We start from the raw sequence: 16596 nt of genomic DNA, 5'->3' as shown, positions 1-16596 counted from the left end.
GCGGGGCATGCTGCCCATCCACGCCGTTCTGGAACCGTTGAAAGCCGCCCTTGCGAGCGGCAATACTGCGGTGCTGGCCGCGCCGCCGGGGGCCGGTAAGACGACGGTCGTGCCCTTGGCTCTGCTGGATCAGCCATGGCTGGAGGGCAAGGTGCTGGTGCTGGAGCCGCGACGCCTGGCCGCACGGGCGGCGGCCGACCGGATGGCCAGGACCCTGGGCGAACAGGCCGGCGGGACCGTTGGCTATCGCACCCGGTTGCAAAGCCGCATCGGGCCGAAGACGCGGATCGAGGTGATCACCGAGGGCGTGTTCACGCGGATGATTCTGGACGATCCGGGTCTGGAGGGCGTGGGCGCGGTCCTGTTCGACGAGTTTCACGAACGCAGCCTGGACGCGGATCTGGGGCTGGCCCTGGCGCGGGAGACGCAAGGCCTGCTGCGCGAGGATCTGCGGCTGCTCGTCATGTCGGCGACGCTGGACTTCGTGGGCGTGTCGCGACTGCTCGATGGTGCGCCGGTGATCGAGGCCGAGGGGCGGGCCTGGCCGGTCGAGACCCGGTATCTGGGCCGCAATCCGTCGGAGCGGTTCGAGGAGGCCGTGGCGCGGGCCTGTCTGAACGCTCTGGGCGAAGAGACGGGGTCGGTGCTGGTCTTCCTGCCGGGACAGGGCGAGATTCACCGGGTCGCGCGGCTGGTGAACGACCGGCTGCGACTGCCGAACGTCGATGTCGTGCCTCTGTATGGCGGACTGGACCGCGGCGAGCAGGATCGGGCCATCGAGCCTGCGGAGCCGGGGCGGCGCAAGCTGGTGCTGGCGACCTCCGTTGCGGAGACCAGCCTGACGATCGAAGGCGTGCGGGTAGTGATCGACGGCGGATTGTCGCGCGTGCCGCGTTTCGAGCCGTCCAGCGGCCTGACCCGTCTGGCGACGGTCAAGGTCAGTCGGTCCTCGGCCGAGCAACGACGCGGCCGGGCCGGGCGCACCGAGCCGGGCGTCTGCTATCGCCTGTGGGATGAGGAACAGACGCGTGGTCTGGTCCCGCATCAGCGGCCGGAAATCCAGGAGGCGGACCTGACGGGCCTCGCGCTGGACCTGGCGCGATGGGGCGCGCGGTCGGTCGAAGGGCTGGCCCTGCTGGACCCGCCGCCGGCCGGGGCCATGGCCGAGGCGCGCAAGGTGCTGACGCGGCTGGGGGCGCTGGATGCGGACGGGGGACTGTCGAAACATGGGCTGCGGCTGACGCGGATCCCGCTGTCGCCGCGGCTGGCGCATATGGTCGCCGTGGCCTCCGACGCGGGAGGCGCGATGATGGGTGCGCGGATCGCGGCGGTGCTGAGCGAGCCGGGGCTGGGCGGGTCGAGCGTCGATCTGGCGGATCGCCTTGTCGGGCTGGAGCGCGATCGTTCGCCGCGAGCGCGCGACGCGATGAAGCTGGCGGATCGGTGGGCGCGCGCGGCGGGCGGCGGGGCGGGTCGCATGATCGATCCGGGCCTGCTGCTGGCGGAAGCCTTCCCGGAGCGGATCGCCAAGGCGCGGGGCAAGGCGGGCGAGCTGCTGTTGGCCAGCGGGCGTGGGGCGGTGCTGGAGGCAACGGATCATCTGGCGCGAGAGCCCTGGCTGGCGGTGGCGGAACTGGGCGGGGGCGACAGCCGCGACCGGGTTCGGCTGGCGGCGGCGCTGGATGCGGACCGGATCGAGACCGATCTGGCGCGGCTGATCTCGGTCGAGGACCGGCTGGTGCGCGAGCCGTCGGGACGGTCGGTGATCCGCCGGTCGCGGCGGATCGGCGCCATCGTGCTGGACGAAAAGATCGTCGGCGCGCCGGATGCGAAGGCCCTGGCCGCCGCGCTCAGGGCCGAGGTCGAGGCGGACGGGCTTGGCGCGCTGAAATGGGGTGAGCAGGCGGCGGGCCTGCGCGCACGCCTGGCATTTCTTCACGACCGCGACCCGACATGGCCCGACCTATCGGACGACGCCCTGCTGGCGGCGCGAGAAGACTGGCTGTGGCCCTTGCTGGACGGGGCCAAGTCGCTGGAAGGAATCGCGGACGGTCGGTTGGCCGAGGCCCTGCGCGGTCTCATTCCCTGGGAGTTGCAGCGCAAGCTGGACGACCTGGCGCCCACGCGTCTGGTCACGCCGCTGGGATCGGCGGCCATCGATTACGGCGCCGAGGGCGGCCCGCGCGTCGACATTCGCGTGCAGGAACTGTTCGGCGTCACGACGCACCCTATGGTCGCCGGCGTGCCTTTGACCCTGGCGCTGCTGTCGCCCGCGCGACGGCCGGTGCAGGTGACCAAGGACTTGCCGCGCTTCTGGGCCGGTTCCTGGGCGGCGGTGCGGGCCGAGATGCGCGGTCGATATCCCCGTCACCCCTGGCCCGAGAACCCGGCCGAGGCGCAACCGACGAACCGGGTTAAGCCGCGCGGGACTTGATCGCCTTGACGCCACGGCAGGGAAACGGGCATCGCTGAAGGCAACTGGGAGCCCATGATGTCCGACGCCGTCCTGCCGAAGAACTCCACTGGTCGCGTGCTGTTCGCCAGCCTGATCGGCACGACGATCGAGTTCTTCGACTTCTACATCTACGCCACGGCCGCCGTGCTGGTGTTTCCGGTGCTGTTCTTCCCCGGCGAAGATCCGGGCACGGCGCTGTTGTCTTCGTTCGCCACCTTCTCCATCGCCTTCTTCGCGCGGCCCATCGGGGCCCTGGCGTTCGGGCATTTCGGGGACCGGGTGGGGCGTAAGGCCACGCTGGTCGCGGCCCTGATGACCATGGGGCTGTCGACGGTGGCCGTCGGCCTGCTGCCGACGCACCAGCAGGTCGGCCTGCTGGCGCCGTTGCTGCTGGCCCTGTGCCGGTTCGGCCAGGGACTGGGCCTTGGCGGCGAATGGGGCGGGGCGGTGCTGCTGGCGACTGAGAACGCGCCGCCGGGAAAGAAGGCCTGGTTCGGCATGTTCCCGCAACTGGGCGCGCCCATCGGCTTCATCCTGTCGACGACATCCTTCATCATCCTGACCTCGACCATGAGTGAGAGCGCATTCGAGAGCTGGGGCTGGCGCATCCCGTTCCTGGCCAGCGCCATCCTGGTGTTCGTCGGCCTGTGGGTGCGGCTGAAGATCAGTGAGACGCCAGAGTTCCAGAAGGCTGTGGATCGCGACGAGCGGGTCAAGGCGCCGGCCGTGACCCTGTTCGCCCATCACAAGGCGGCGCTGGTGCTGGGCACGTTCAGCGGCGTGACGACCTTCACCCTGTTCTATCTGATGACGGTGTTCGCCCTGGGGTGGGCGACGACGGGAATGGGGCTGGCGCGGGCCGATGTCCTGCCGATCCAGTTGATCGGCGTGCTGTTCTTCGCCGCCTGTATTCCGGTGACGGCGCTGCTGGCGGACCGATACGGGCAGGTGAAGGTGCTGATCTGGTCGTCGGTGGGGATCGGCCTGTTCGGCTTCCTGTTCGCGCCGCTGTTCGGGGGCGGTCTGACCGGGCTGCTGATCTTCTTTGCGCTGGGGTTCGCCCTGATGGGCTGCACCTATGGTCCCATCGGCGCGGCCATGGCGCGGCCGTTCCCGACGGCGGTGCGCTATACCGGCGCGTCTATGGCGTTCAACCTGGCGGGCATCCTGGGGGCGTCGTTGGCGCCCTATATCGCGCTGAAACTGGCCGAGCGGTTCGGGCCGGCGGCCGTGGGCGGCTATCTGGTGATTTCGGCCCTGGTCAGCATCGTCGCCCTGTGGGGCATGGGACGTGTGGCGCCCGAAGAGAAGCGTTAGGCCTCGTCGGTCGCGGCGTAGACCATGATGCCCGTGGCGATGGCCAGGTTCAGGCTGTCGGCCCGGCCGCGCATCGGGATCTTGACGTTGACGTCGCAGGCGGCGGCGAGATCGTCGGTCAGGCCGGCCTGTTCGTTGCCCATCAGGATCAGCGACGGTTTCTGCATCACCGCCGAGCGGTGGCTGACCTTGGCGTCCAGGCGGGTGCCGACGACGCTGCCGGGCCAGGTCTTGCGCCAGGCCAGGAAGACCTCGGGGTCGGTCTTGGTGATCGAGACGGCGAAGACCGAGCCCATGGTCGCGCGCACGGCCTCGACCGAATAGGGATCGACGCAGTCGCCGATCAGGATGACGCCGCCGCATCCGGCCGCGTCGGCGGTGCGGATGATGGTGCCCAGATTGCCGGGATCGCGCACCTGCTCCAGCGCCACCCAGCAGGGGGCGGCGGCAGGGTTCAGGCTGTCCAGCGGGGCATAGGCCTGTTCGAACACGCCCAGCACGGTCTGCGGATTGTCGCGACGGCTGATCTTTTCGAGAATGGCGTGGGTGACGATGATGATGTCGCCGCCGGCCTTGCGCGTTTCGGCCTTGGCCCGGTCCAGCAGCGGATGGGGGCGAGCTTCCTCGCCGACCAGCAGCATGCGCGGCGCGCGGCCCAGGTCCAGGGCCTCGCCGATGAACTTCAAGCCCTCGGCCAGGAAGGCGCCGGTCAGGTCGCGTTCCTTGCGCATATGCAGGGCGCGGACGCTCTTGATCGTGTCGTTCGTCAGAGAGGTGATGACGCGATATTCGTCTCGGGCGCTCATCGGCTCCACCGCGCGAAGAAGGACAGGCCGATGGCGCGGGCGTCCGGACCGTCCTCGGACAGGGCCAGTTCGCCCCAGTCGATGCGACCGCCGCGATCGTGCGTCGCCTCGACCATGAGGTGCGCCAGGGACAGGCCCGAAACGCGTGCGGCATAGGCGTTCAGCAACAGGAAGTCGGCGTCGTCAGCCAGCAGGGCGGCGCAATCCTTCAACAGGGCCGGCATGTCCTCGAACAGGCGCCAGACCTCGCCGGTCGGCCCGCGTCCGTATTTGGGCGGATCGAGGATAATGCCGTCGTATTTGGAGCCGCGACGGACCTCGCGGGCGACATATTTGCGGGCGTCCTCGACGATCCAGCGGATCGGATGCTGGGCCAGGCCTGACTGTTCGGCGTTCTCGCGGGCGTAGGCGACCGACTTCTTGGAGGCGTCGACATGGGTGACCTCGGCGCCGGCGGCAGCCGCAGCCAGACTGGCCACGCCGGTATAGCCGAACAGGTTCAGGATTTTAGGCGCGCGGCCATTTTCACTGACGAAGCTCCGCACGCGTCCATCTAGCCACTCCCAATTGGCGGCCTGTTCGGGGAAGAAGGCGAGGTGGCGGAAGGGGGTGAAGCGGCCGGTGAATTTCACGTCGCGCCATTTTAGGGGGAAGGCGTCGATGGGGCCGTGGCGGTCGAACTTCCAGCGGCCGGAATCTTCCTCTTCCTGCTGGGGGTCGAAGGTGGCGGTGGCGTTTTCGAAGGCCGCCGGATCGCGTGGCGACCAGAAACATTGCGGCTCGGGACGGACCACGGTGTAGCGGCCGTAGCGTTCCAGCTTCTTGCCGTCGCCGGAGTCCAGCAGGGCGTAATCGGACCAGCCGGAGGTCACGAGCGTTTCGGGAGTTCTTGAAAGGACGGGCGCCATCGTCGGGCTGATAGGCGCTCAGGCGGCCTCGCGTCCAGACTCCTGCGCCACGACGGTCAATTCCGGCGCTTGGGCGTCGCCATCGTGCGGGGTCTTGTCCCAGACGTGCGGCTCGACGACCAGGCGCCAAGCGGCATGGACGAAGGCGAGGCTGAGCAGCGACCAATAGGCGGGGGCGGCGAGCATGTCGCCAAGCCGATAGTCCAGCCCGGCGCGCTTGGCGCCGACGGCGCAGCCCATCCAGGCGGCAATGACGCCAAGGGCCAGCACGCCCAAGGAACCCACAGGCGTCGCCGGCGCGATCCCGGCATGAAGCCCAACCATCAGCGCCGACGCCAGCCAGGCCAGGGTCGGGGCATGGGCTGCGGCCGACAGGATGCCGGCGCCCAGGGTCATGACCAGGGACAGCAGGCCGCGTCGCCCCAGGCCCAGCGGGCGTCGCGTGTGGACGCCCCAGGTCTGCATATAGCCCTTCAGCCACCGTGTGCGCTGAGGCAGCCAGCGGTCCAGGGCGCCGGGCGGGGTCTCCCAGGTCGGGCAGTCGATGACGTCCAGCCTCCAGCCCAGTGACCACAGACGAAAGCCGAGGTCGGCGTCTTCGGTCACATTGTGCGCGTCCCATCCGCCGGCGGCGCGAAGGGCGGTCATGCGGATGTGGTTGCTGGTGCCGCCCAGCGGGAAGGGGAGACCCAACCGCGCCATGCCCGGCAGCGTCACCTCGAACAGGGCGGCGTATTCAAAGGCGAACTGACGATCCAGGAAGGCGGAATCGGCGCGACCCGAAGGACGAATGCGCAGCGGCGCCTGGAGGCACCCCAGCCGAGGCTGGGCGACGAAACGCGCCGCCGCCTGGCGCAGTTGTTGCGGATGCGGTCGATCTTCGGCGTCGTAGATGGTTATCAAATCGCCGGTGGCCTGCCTCAGGGCGTGGTTCAGCGCGCGTGGCTTGGTCAGGGGCGAACCCGGCGGGACGACCACGATCCTGATCCAAGACGGGCGCGGCGTGGCCTGGGCGGCGGCGAGGGTGGCGTGGTCGTGAGTTTCGAGGACGATGAAGGCTTCGAGCCGATCGGGCGGATAGTCGATGCGAGCCAGGTTTGCGATCAGTTGCGGCGTCACCGCCGCCTCGTCGTGCAGCGCCGCCAGTATGGTGTAGCGCGGCCATAAGATGGGACGGGCGCAGGGCCTGGGACGGCGCAGGCTGGCGATGGCGATGACGGTCTTCCAGATCGCCGAGACGACGAAGGCGGCCTGGAACAGAACAAGCAGCGCCAGGAAAGCGGCCTGAGGCCAGCGGACCAGAGCAGCGGCAGAGCCCAAGGAAAGCAAGACCATCGCCGTGATCTGGAAGCCGCTGGGCATGCGTCGCGCGGCGCCGTTCCTGCGAGGCGTGATCCCCGGATGTGTCCAAACCTCCATGTCGCCGCCCCCGCACCTCCACAACCGCTAATCGCTATTTGAAACAACTGCGTTCGGCAAGCTGGTTGGCGTCTGGGACGGATTGTCGCTATTCAGGGCGCCTCACCCGGAGCAGCCGCTTGTCTGACGTTTCGAACTCCTCGCGCACGACCCGAAAGCCCAAGGGCGAAGGCCATTCGCGGCGCGGCGAAATCCTGACGGCGGCCGAGCGAATCTTCGTCGAGCATGGCTATGAGGGCGCGACGATTCGCAAGATCGCGGACGAGGTCGGCCTGTCGTCCACGGCGCTGTACATGCATTTCCCCGACAAGGGCGCGATCCTGCAGGAGATCTGCCGCGACGCCTTTGCGCGCCTGATCGCCGCCAATGCGGCGGTGGCGGACGAGGACGCGCCCCCGATACGCCGGTTGCGGCGGATGATCGACGGCTATGTCGATTTCGGTTTCGCCCATCCAAACGCCTATCGCCTGATCTATCTGACGCGGCCGGTCGAGGCGCGCGAGGGCGCCCAGGACATGGCGCGCGAACTGGGCGGCGGTCTGTTCACGACGCTGGAAGCGACGGTGGCCGACGCGGTGGCGGCGGGCGAGCTGAAAGGCGACCCGAGCGTCCTTGCCCAGGCCATATGGGCGACGGCGCATGGGGTGGTGTCGTTGATGATCACCAAGCCGTATTTTCCGTGGGCGGATCGTCAGGCGCTGGTCGATACGATGTTGGACGCCGTGTTCACGGGCCTGCCCCGGCCATGAAGCGAAGCTTGGGGGGGCTCGCGGCCCTGATCTTGATCGCCGGCGCAGGCGCGGCCCAGGCGAAGCCGTTGCGGGTCATGGCGCTTGATCAGTGTGCGGATCAATATGTTCTGGCGCTTGCGCCGGATGCGGAACTGGCGCTGTCCCCCCGCGCCGACGATCCCGACGCCTGGTTGCGGCGCGAGGCGGCCGGACATAGGCAGTTGAGGCCGACGCTGGAGGCGGCGGTCGGTTTCAGGCCGGATGTGGTGGTCCGCTACTGGGGCGGCGAGCCTCGATTGCTGACGGCGCTTGAACAGCGCGGGGTCAAGGTTATCACGATCAATGACGCCGTCGATCTGGAAGGCGTTCGCCAGAACATCCGCACGGCGGCGCGCGATCTGGGCCAGGTCGAGCGCGGACGCAGGCTGGAGCAGCGGATGGACGCCAAGCTGGCGCGGACGGCGCCGGCTGGCGGGACGACGAAGGCGCCGGGGGCCGTCTATCTGACCTCGGGGGGCTTCACCTCCGGGCCGGGCACGCTGATGGATGCGATGATGCGCGCGGCAGGATTTCGCAATCTGGCTACGGCCCCCGGTTTCGGCGCCGTCAGCGTGGAACAGATCGCCCTGAATCCGCCGGCGCGGTTCATCCTGGGCTTTTTCGATCAGTTGAGGGCCGACCTGCGCGGCCCCGGTCGCCATCCGGTCGTTCGCCGGGCGGCCGAGGGACAGACGGCGGCGCGGTTGCCAGCAGCCAGCCTGACCTGTCCCGCCTGGTTCGCGGCCGATGCTGTGGAGATGATGGCTGAGGGCCGGCCGTGATCGCGACGATGCGACTGTGTCTGATTCTGGGACTGTTGATCGTGACGGCCTTGGCGCTGGCGATCCTGGCAGGCGAGACGGCCTTCAGCGGCGCGCAATATGCCGCCGCGTTCGGCGATCCCAGGTCGGGGCCGGCCGAAGTGTTGTGGCAGGTGCGGGCGCCGCGCGCGGTCTGCGCCCTGGTCGTCGGCGCGGCCCTCGGGCTCGCGGGTGCGGTGATGCAGGGGCTGCTGCGCAATCCGTTGGCCGATCCCGGCGTGCTGGGCGTGTCGGCGACGGCGGCCCTGGGCGCGGCGCTGGCCATCGTGCTGGGCGCGGCGGCCGTGCCGGGATTGGTCGAGTTGGCGGCCTTGGCGGGTGCGGCGCTGGCTGGGGGACTGTTGATCGTTGCGTCCAGGGCCATGCGGGCGCCGGAGGCGTTGATCCTGTTCGGCGTGGCCCTTTCCAGCTTTGCGGGCGCGGCGACCGCCCTGATCTTCAACCTGTCGCCGTCGCCGATCGCCTCGGCCGAGGTGATGTCGTGGCTGCTGGGGTCGGTGCAGAACAGAAGCTGGGTCGATGTGGCCTGGTTGACGCCCGCAGTGATTGTCGCGGCGGTGTTCGCCGGTCTGTCTGGATCGGGCTTGCGGATGCTGACCCTGGGCGACGAGGGGGCGGCGACGTCAGGACTGAACATGAAGCGAATTCGATTGTTCGCCCTGATCGCGGCGGCGGTGGCGACCGGAGCGGCGGTCGCGGTGGCGGGTGTCATCGGTTTCGTGGGCTTGGCGGCGCCGCATCTTGTACGGGCGGCGGTGCGAGGCGACGCCAAGCGGATATTGGCGCCGTCGGCGCTGGCGGGCGGGCTGATGCTGATTTTGGCGGACCTGTTGGCGCGGCTGACGCCGACGGATCAGGAGCTGAAGCTGGGCGTGTTCACCGCCCTGATCGGCGCGCCGCTGTTCGCCCTGATCGCCTGGCGTGCGGCGCGGGAGTGGCGGCTGTGAGTTTGTTGTCCCTGGAACGGGTGCAGGCGCGGCTGGGCATGGCTGTCGTGCTTGATGGCGTGGACCTGTCGGTCGCACAGGGCGAGGTCGTCGCCCTGTGCGGGCCGAACGGGGCGGGCAAAAGCAGCGTCATTCGTGCGGCCGTCGGCCTGCTTGATACCACTGGCGGTCAGGTCAGGCTGGGCGGGACGCAGATCGCAGACCTGTCCCATCATCAGAGGGCGGAACGGGCGGCCTATCTGCCTCAGGAGCGGCGGATCGCCTGGAACTTGCCGGCGGTCGAGGTGGCGGCCCTGGGCGCGCCCTTCCTGTCGGGCGCAGAGGCGCTGACGCGGGCCGTGGCGGCGCTGGACGAGGTTGGCGCCGGTCATCTGGCGGATCGGGGCGTTGCCGAGATGTCGGGCGGAGAGCGGGCGCGCGTTCTGCTGGCCAGAGCCCTGGTGGTCGACGCGCCGCTGCTGCTGGCCGACGAACCGATTGCGGGGCTGGACCCGGATGCGCAGCGGCTGGTGCTGGAGCTGCTGAGGGCGAGGGCCGACGCAGGGGCTGGGGTGCTGGTCAGCCTGCACGATCTGACGCTGGCCGCGACGATGGCGGACCGTGTCGTGGTGCTGGATCAGGGCAGGGTGGTTGCCGACGCCGTACCGATCCGGGCCCTATCGCCCGCCGTCCTGCGCGAAGTGTTCGGGCTGGACGGCGGCTGGATCGAGGGGCCGAACGGGCCGCTGCTGGCGGCCCGCCGGGCTCAGTAGGCGGCGTAGGGGCGAGGACCGGCCGCCGAACCGCGCGAAATGTCGGCCGAAGGCGTCAGGGGCGCGGAACCACCGTTCAGCCGCGCCTTGTAGACGGCCATGTTTTCCATCACACGCATCATGTAGTTGCGCGTCTCGGTGAAGGGCGCGCATTCGATGAAGTCGATGGCGGCGGTGGCGTCGCCGCGCGGATCGCCGCATCGCGACACCCACTGGCCAGACCGCGCCGGCCCGGCGTTATAGCCGACGGTCGCCAGCAGCATGGAACCGCTGTTCGACGCCATCAGCTCGCCCAGGTGATAGCTGCCCAAGGTCATGTTGTAGTCGGGATCCCACAACTGCTCGGCCGAATAGCTCATGCCTAGACGGCGCGCGACGCCAGAGGCGGTGGACGGCAGGAACTGCATCATGCCGCGCGCATCGGCGCCGGAACGGGCGCGAGGGTCGAAGCTGGATTCCTGACGGGTGATGGCCTGGGTGAACTCCAGCGGGGCGGCGCCGCCGACCTGGGGCGGGATGCGGATGGGGTACATCCGCTCGGGCATGACGAAGCCGCGCTGGCTGGCGGCGCGACCGACCATCATGGCGGTGAAGCCTTCACCATAGCCGCGCGACAGGTCCATCAGCAGGGCCAGATCCTCGATGGTCGGCAGATCATTGTCGAGCTGATAGGCGAAGACACGCAGCAGGCTGGTCTCGCCGGTCTCGCCCAGGATACGTGTCGCGCGGACGATTTCGTTGCCTTCGAAGCGGGCGATATCCGACTGGGACGGGACGGGTTCGCCCGGCAGCTGAAGCGTGGTCATGCCCGCCTTCTCGGCGGATAACTGACCATAGAAGGTCTGCCAGTGCTGGGCGCCGTTGCGATAATAGGCGAGGGCGGCGTCGCGTTCGCCCCGCGCCTCGGCGGCCCGGCCCAGCCAGTAGAAGGCGCGGCCCTGGGTGATCGGGGTGGAGGAGGCGGTGCGCAGGGCCTCGAAGTGGCGGGCGGCGACCTCGGGCTGGTTCAGCTTGGTCAGGGCGACCCAGCCGGCGAAGAAGTCCGCATCCACCATCCGGTCGCCCGAGGTGAAGCCGTGACCGTTCATGGCGTCATAGGCGGCGCGCCAGTTGCCTTGCTGCAGGGCGTCGAGGAAGTAGTTGCGACGCTCGCTCCACAGGGTGTTGTCGCCCGCCGTGTGGGCGGGGGCGGGCGGCAGGTTGGCCAGCAGGGCGAAACCCTCGGACTGGCGGTTCTGCGAACGCAGCAGGCGGACGCGTTCCAGAACGACGGCGGGATCGGCGGCCTGGGCAGGCGTCAGATTGGCGATGACGGCGTCGGGGCTGTAGGCCGAGCGCAGGGTCATGACCGTGTTGGCGATGGCGGCGCGGTCGGGCGAAACCAGGTTGACCATGCTGCGCGTCGCCGGTCCGTGCGGGCCGAGCAGCAGCACGTTCAGCCGCGCCTCGTGATCGGCGGGCGTCAGCCAGGATCCCCACTGGCCGAGGATGCGCGACTGGGGCGCATCGTCGAACGAGCGGGTGCGCCACCAGTCGCGTACCAGGGCGCGGGCTTCGTCCTGGCGACCGCGTTGTTCGAGGGCCGAGGCATAGGCGATGGCGCCTTCCACCGTCGTGGGCTTTCCGTCGGACATCAGGGCCAGGGCCGCATCGGCGCCCATGCCGGAACGGTCGAGAACCTTTTCGGCGGCGGCGCGGCGTGATTCGTTGCGGGGCCAGCCGGCGAGATCGCTCTGGCCGCGCGCGAGGTCCGCATAGGACATTTGCTCGCCCGAGGTGTCGATCAGCGCCCATTCGACCAGTTTGCGCGCCGAGGCGTCGCGGATCTGGGACATGGCGGACTGGGCGCCGAAGACGTCGCGGGCGCGGGCGGCGGCGAGGCCCTGGCGAAACAGCGCCGTGTCCTGATCGTTCAGCACGCGGCCCTGATAGGTCGCCGAATAGCCGGGCACGGACGACGACGCCGACGCGTAGGGAACAGGCTGGGTCGGCAGGACGTCCTGCGGGTTCGGCGCAAGGACGGCGAGGGCCGCCGCCAGACTGGTCGCTATCATGATCTGTCCTGTTCTCATTCAATCCGGTTGCGGCGGAGCCGCTGGCGACCTAACGTCCCGCGCTCATTGCAAAGGCGATGAACATCCGTCCATCGTCACTCCCCACGCAGGCCAAGTTTAGTCCCATGACCGCCCCCTTGTTCAAGGGCGTGATCACCGCCCTGATCACACCACTTCGTGACGGAAACGTGGACGAAGCCGCATTCGCCAGATTGCTGGAGCGCCAGATCGCCGCAGGGGTCCACGGCGTCGTGCCGATGGGCACGACGGGCGAGGGCGCCAGCATGGACCTGGACGAGCACAAGCATGTGATCGAACTGTGCGTGCGGCTGGCGGCCGGGCGCGTCAGTGTCATCGCCGGCACGGGCTCGCCCTACACCAAGGAAGCCATCGACCTGACCCGCCACGCCAAGACGGTTGGCGCGGACGGGGCGCTGATCGTCACCCCGTATTATATCCGTCCGTCGCAAGCGGGGATGGCGGCGCATTTCGAGGCCATCGCCGACGCGGTCCAATTGCCGATCCTGCTCTACAATGTGCCGGGGCGCACCGGGGCGGATCTGGCCAACGAGACGGTGGCGCGGCTGGCGGCCCATCCGAACATCGTCGGCATCAAGGACGCGACCGGCGACATGAGCCGGGTCAGCTGGATGCGGACCAATATCGGCGGCCAGTTCGACCTGATCTCGGGCGATGATCCCAGCTATCTGGGCTATCACGCCCATGGCGGGGTCGGGCTGATCTCGGTGGCGTCCAATGTCGCGCCCGAGGCCATGGTCGCCCTGCACAATGCGGCGGCGGCGGGCGACTACGCCACGGCTCGCGACTGGCAGGACCGGCTGATCGGCCTGTGCAAGGCGCTGTTCCTCGACAACTCGCCGGCGCCGACCAAATACGCCTTGGCCAGGTTGGGGCTGTGCAGCGAAGAGGCTCGACTTCCGCTGTCGCCGACGTCGGATACGGTCAAGCCGTTCATCGACCGCGCCATGGCGGATGCGGGCGTCGGCTGATGGCGCCGCAACCTCAGTCCAAATCCAAGGTCATCGCCGAGAACCGCCGTGCGAGGTTCGACTATTTCCTTGAGGAGAATATCGAGGCCGGGATTCAGTTGCTGGGCACCGAGATCAAGGCGCTGCGCGACGGGCGGGCCAATATCGCCGAAAGCTATGCGGCGGTGGAGGGGCGCGAGATCGTGCTGATCAACGCTGACATCCCGCCCTATAAACAGGCCAATCGCTTCAACCACGAACCGCGTCGTCCGCGGAAACTGCTGCTGCACAGAAAGCAGATCGACCGCCTGATCGGGGCTGTCCAGCGCGACGGCCAGACGATCATTCCGCTGAAGCTTTATCTGAACGACGCTGGCAAGGCGAAGCTGGAGATCGCTTTAGCCAAGGGCAAGAAGCTGCACGACAAGCGCGAAGCCTCGGCCGAACGGGACTGGCAACGCGACAAGGCCCGGCTGATGCGGGACAAGGGCTGAGCCTCAGGCGTCGATCAGGGTGCGGACGCGGTCGAAGATGTCCTCGAACATCTGAGGGGTCAGGCGGCCGGTGTTCGTGTTCAGCCGTGAGCAGTGATAGCTGTTCAGGATGACGTAGCCGCCCGCCTCGCCCTGGGCGCCATGGCCTGCGGGCATGGCGGAGGCGGGACGGCCGAACGCCTTCAGGATATTGCGGCGCGACACGTCGCCCAGGGTCACGATCACCTTCAGATTGGGCAGCAGGGCCAGCCGGTCGATCAGGAACGGCCGGCAAGTGGTTTCCTCGATCGGCAGCGGCTTGTTGCCGGGCGGGGCGCAGCGAACCGCATTGGTGATCATGCAGTCCGTCAGCGTCAGGTCGTCGTCGCCGTTCGGATCATAGTGACCGTGCGCAAAGCCCGTCTTCTTGAGGGTGTCGTAGAGCAGCCAGCCGGCATGGTCGCCGGTGAAGGGGCGGCCGGTGCGGTTGGCGCCGGTGCGGCCGGGGGCCAGACCCGCGATCAGCAGGCGCGCGTTCGGATCGCCGAACGAGGCGGCCGGGCCGTTCCACCAATCGGGATTCTGGCGCGCGTTTTCCTGGCGATAGGCGACCAGGCGCGGGCAAAGCGGACAGTCGCGGGGCGGCTCGGGCGTCAGCATCATTGGGTGCTCTTGGGACGGCCGAACTCGGCCATCATGTCGTTCAGATCCAGGAAAGCATCGGCCTGGCGACGCAGTTCGTCGGCGATGTGCGGCGGCTGGGTCTTCTGAGTCGAGACGACGGTGACACGCACGCCACGCGCCTGAACCGCCTGAACCGCCCGCCGAAAATCTCCGTCCCCGGAAAACAGCACGGCGTGGTCGATGTGTGGAGCCAGCTCCAGCATGTCCACCGCGATCTCGATGTCCACATTGCCCTTGATCCGGCTATGGCCCTGGCCGTCGGTGAAGCGCTTGACCGGCTTGGTCACGACCGAAAAACCGTTGTAGTCCAGCCAGTCGACCAAAGGTTTCACGGGCGAGAATTCTTCGCCCTCGACCACGGCCGTATAGTAATATGCGCGCGTCAGGATGGATTTCTCGCGGAACCAGTCGAGCATCCGCCGGAAGTCCATGTCGTGCTGCAAGGCGCGCGCAGCGGAATATAGGTTCGAGCCGTCGATGAAGATCGCCAGCCGGTCGGTGGGATGAAACATGGTCGATGCCGTCGAAAGAGATGAAAAATCGGACTTGCCGGACGCTGCCGCCGTCGATGTCGGAATCGATGACGGGTTCGACCCGAATGATGCAGTCATCGTGGCGCTGGGCTGCAATGACAAGGGGGCATGGGCATCGTGCCGCGAAGCGCTGGAGGCGGCGCTGGCGCGATTTCGCAGCGAGGGGATCGATGTCGTGGCCCGGTCGTCGTGGTGGTCGTCGCTGGCCTGGCCCGACCCTGAGGACCCGCCCTTTCTGAACGGCGTCGTCATGGTGCGCACCGCCCATGATCCGCATGCGCTGATGGCGGCGCTGGGCCGGATCGAGGACGCATTTGGTCGCGAGCGGTCTGTTCGCAACGCGCCGCGGACGCTGGATCTGGACCTGATCGCCTATGGGCGGCTGAGCGGCGATCTGAACGGGCTGATCCTTCCCCATCCCCGCGCCGCCGAGCGACGATTCGTCATGGGGCCGATCGCCGAGATCGCGCCGCTCTGGCGGCATCCAACGCAGGATGGGACTGCGAGCGAACTGGTCGAGACGGCGTCGGTCGGTCGCGACGCCCATCCCTTGAAGTAGGTGGCGGTTCGTGAGCTGATCTCGGTCCTGACACCGAGAGACATTTCATGCTCGTCCTTTCCATAGCCGCCATGCTCGCTGCCGGAGCGGTGCAGGAATCGCATCCTGCGCCTGCCTTGCTGCCGGCCGGCGTCGGTCTGGTGATCCATTAGGCGGATACGATGGTCCGCCAGCCGCCACCGCATAACGGGAGGGGGATGAGCACCGCCTACCGGATTTCAGGCGTGGCGCCGAACCGGTCGATGGAGTTCAGAAAGCGCGTCATGCATCCGGGATCGTCCATCGGGCTGCACGTCATCGCCCACGACGAGGTCTATCATGTCGTCAGCGGGGAGGGGGACGTGACCACGGACGGCGTCACCACACGGATGAAGGCCGGTGACACGGCCTATCTGTATGACGGCGGCAATGTCGGCATCCAGCAGGTCGGCGCAGACGATCTGGTGCTGATCATCGCCTATCCTTTGGCGCATAGGACCGACTGACGCCGCACTTTCGCCCCTGTGGCGTTGCAAAAGTCAGTCCCCATCTGTATTTAACGCGGTTCTCCCCCGCGTTCGAGGAATTTCATGGCCCGCGTCACCGTCGAAGACTGCATCGAGAAGGTTCCGAACCGCTTTGGTCTGGTGCTGATTGCCGGCCACCGTGCTCGCAGCATCGCCAATGGCTCCGCCCTGACGATCGACCGCGACAACGACAAGAACCCGGTCGTCGCCCTGCGTGAAATCGCCGACGACACTGTCGTTCCGGACGAACTGCTTGAGACCATCATCACCACGCTGCAACGCGTCGATGAGCGTACGGAAGCCGAAGACGAGGCGGAGACGGTCGCCCTGCTGGCCGCGCCGCAACACATGAACATGGCCGAGGCGGAACTGATTCGCGCCCTGCAAAGCGACCGCGACGGCGGTCAGGAGGAGCGGTACTGACGCCCGAGGGAGCCCCTGGCGTCACTATCCTGCCGGCGCGGACCGAAACGGTTCCGCCGGCGCCCCAAGCTGCAAACAAAAACGACCCTAAATCGGCTGGCTCAGATTCGCCGCCGGCTTTCAAGCGCGCGCCGATTCTGCGCCAGTTCGAACTGATCGAGGCCGTAAAGGCTTATGATC

Annotated in this window: 17 protein-coding genes; 11 read left to right on the top strand and 6 right to left on the bottom strand. The window is 68.1% G+C overall.

Translation table 11 applies throughout. The features are described from left to right. Positions 1–7 precede the first annotated feature (7 nt). On the top strand, positions 8–2434 hold the full coding sequence (gene hrpB, locus ACP7BH_RS03240; RefSeq protein WP_425983767.1) for an ATP-dependent helicase HrpB: 2427 nt from the start codon (positions 8–10) through the stop codon (positions 2432–2434). Positions 2435–2491: 57 nt separating this feature from the next. Beyond that, on the top strand, positions 2492–3772 hold the full coding sequence (locus tag ACP7BH_RS03235; protein ID WP_425983768.1) for an MFS transporter: 1281 nt from the start codon (positions 2492–2494) through the stop codon (positions 3770–3772). Here the strand turns inward: ACP7BH_RS03235 and ACP7BH_RS03230 are convergent. Genes ACP7BH_RS03230 through ACP7BH_RS03220 form a run of 3 tightly spaced genes read right to left on the bottom strand, consistent with a single transcriptional unit; the run spans position 3769 to position 6905 of the window. Then, positions 3769–4578 carry a TrmH family RNA methyltransferase gene (locus ACP7BH_RS03230; RefSeq protein ID WP_425983770.1) on the bottom strand — a complete coding sequence of 270 codons (810 nt, stop codon included), beginning with the start codon at positions 4576–4578 and terminating at the stop codon, positions 3769–3771. The genes ACP7BH_RS03235 and ACP7BH_RS03230 overlap by 4 nt on opposite strands. Continuing rightward, a complete protein-coding gene (locus ACP7BH_RS03225; RefSeq protein WP_425983771.1) occupies positions 4575–5486 on the bottom strand; it encodes a class I SAM-dependent methyltransferase in 912 nt (303 codons plus the stop codon). Before ACP7BH_RS03225 ends, ACP7BH_RS03230 begins: the two co-directional genes overlap by 4 nt. Before the next feature lie 18 nt (positions 5487–5504). Then, positions 5505–6905 (bottom strand): glycosyltransferase, encoded by a 1401-nt coding sequence (locus tag ACP7BH_RS03220; protein WP_425983773.1) that lies wholly within the window; start codon positions 6903–6905, stop codon positions 5505–5507. Positions 6906–7024: 119 nt separating this feature from the next. Between ACP7BH_RS03220 and ACP7BH_RS03215 the strand changes: the two genes are divergently transcribed. From ACP7BH_RS03215 to ACP7BH_RS03200, 4 genes are read left to right on the top strand one after another with little or no spacing between them, the layout of a single operon-like run. Further along, positions 7025–7654, top strand: a complete 630-nt coding sequence (locus tag ACP7BH_RS03215; RefSeq protein WP_425983775.1) for a TetR/AcrR family transcriptional regulator — start codon at positions 7025–7027, stop codon at positions 7652–7654. Further along, positions 7651–8457, top strand: a complete 807-nt coding sequence (locus ACP7BH_RS03210; protein WP_425983777.1) for an ABC transporter substrate-binding protein — start codon at positions 7651–7653, stop codon at positions 8455–8457. Before ACP7BH_RS03215 ends, ACP7BH_RS03210 begins: the two co-directional genes overlap by 4 nt. Before the next feature lie 8 nt (positions 8458–8465). Beyond that, positions 8466–9443: a FecCD family ABC transporter permease gene (locus tag ACP7BH_RS03205; protein ID WP_425983779.1), complete on the top strand. Its 978-nt coding sequence runs from the start codon at positions 8466–8468 to the stop codon at positions 9441–9443. Then, positions 9440–10195 (top strand): ABC transporter ATP-binding protein, encoded by a 756-nt coding sequence (locus ACP7BH_RS03200; RefSeq protein WP_425983780.1) that lies wholly within the window; start codon positions 9440–9442, stop codon positions 10193–10195. Before ACP7BH_RS03205 ends, ACP7BH_RS03200 begins: the two co-directional genes overlap by 4 nt. Here the strand turns inward: ACP7BH_RS03200 and ACP7BH_RS03195 are convergent. Then, positions 10189–12249, bottom strand: a complete 2061-nt coding sequence (locus tag ACP7BH_RS03195) for a transglycosylase SLT domain-containing protein (protein ID WP_425983782.1) — start codon at positions 12247–12249, stop codon at positions 10189–10191. The genes ACP7BH_RS03200 and ACP7BH_RS03195 overlap by 7 nt on opposite strands. A gap of 125 nt (positions 12250–12374) precedes the next feature. Between ACP7BH_RS03195 and dapA the strand changes: the two genes are divergently transcribed. Together dapA and smpB are read left to right on the top strand one after the other, a co-directional pair. Continuing rightward, entirely contained in the window at positions 12375–13259 is an 885-nt protein-coding gene (gene dapA, locus ACP7BH_RS03190; RefSeq protein WP_425983784.1) for a 4-hydroxy-tetrahydrodipicolinate synthase, read from the top strand. Next, positions 13259–13732, top strand: coding sequence for an SsrA-binding protein SmpB (gene smpB / locus ACP7BH_RS03185; RefSeq protein WP_159851251.1), 474 nt, complete (start codon positions 13259–13261; stop codon positions 13730–13732). Before dapA ends, smpB begins: the two co-directional genes overlap by 1 nt. 3 nt (positions 13733–13735) lie before the next feature. On the opposite strand, the gene ACP7BH_RS03180 is transcribed toward smpB, so the two are convergent. Both ACP7BH_RS03180 and ACP7BH_RS03175 read right to left on the bottom strand, forming a co-directional pair. After that, positions 13736–14374, bottom strand: coding sequence for a uracil-DNA glycosylase (locus ACP7BH_RS03180; protein WP_425983786.1), 639 nt, complete (start codon positions 14372–14374; stop codon positions 13736–13738). Next, entirely contained in the window at positions 14371–14907 is a 537-nt protein-coding gene (locus ACP7BH_RS03175) for an NYN domain-containing protein (RefSeq protein WP_425983788.1), read from the bottom strand. Before ACP7BH_RS03175 ends, ACP7BH_RS03180 begins: the two co-directional genes overlap by 4 nt. Here ACP7BH_RS03175 and folK point away from each other — a divergent pair. The 3 genes from folK (at position 14906) to rpoZ (ending at position 16416) form a co-directional block, all read left to right on the top strand. After that, positions 14906–15487, top strand: a complete 582-nt coding sequence (folK, locus tag ACP7BH_RS03170) for a 2-amino-4-hydroxy-6-hydroxymethyldihydropteridine diphosphokinase (RefSeq protein WP_425983790.1) — start codon at positions 14906–14908, stop codon at positions 15485–15487. The genes ACP7BH_RS03175 and folK overlap by 2 nt on opposite strands. A 197-nt stretch (positions 15488–15684) precedes the next feature. Beyond that, positions 15685–15972: a cupin domain-containing protein gene (locus ACP7BH_RS03165; RefSeq protein ID WP_425983791.1), complete on the top strand. Its 288-nt coding sequence runs from the start codon at positions 15685–15687 to the stop codon at positions 15970–15972. A gap of 84 nt (positions 15973–16056) precedes the next feature. Next, positions 16057–16416: a DNA-directed RNA polymerase subunit omega gene (gene rpoZ / locus ACP7BH_RS03160; RefSeq protein WP_135196016.1), complete on the top strand. Its 360-nt coding sequence runs from the start codon at positions 16057–16059 to the stop codon at positions 16414–16416. Positions 16417–16596 lie beyond the last annotated feature (180 nt).

The organism is Brevundimonas sp. TWP2-1 (assembly GCF_049897645.1).
Classification (GTDB): domain Bacteria; phylum Pseudomonadota; class Alphaproteobacteria; order Caulobacterales; family Caulobacteraceae; genus Brevundimonas.
This window is presented reverse-complemented; position numbering and strand designations above follow the sequence as displayed.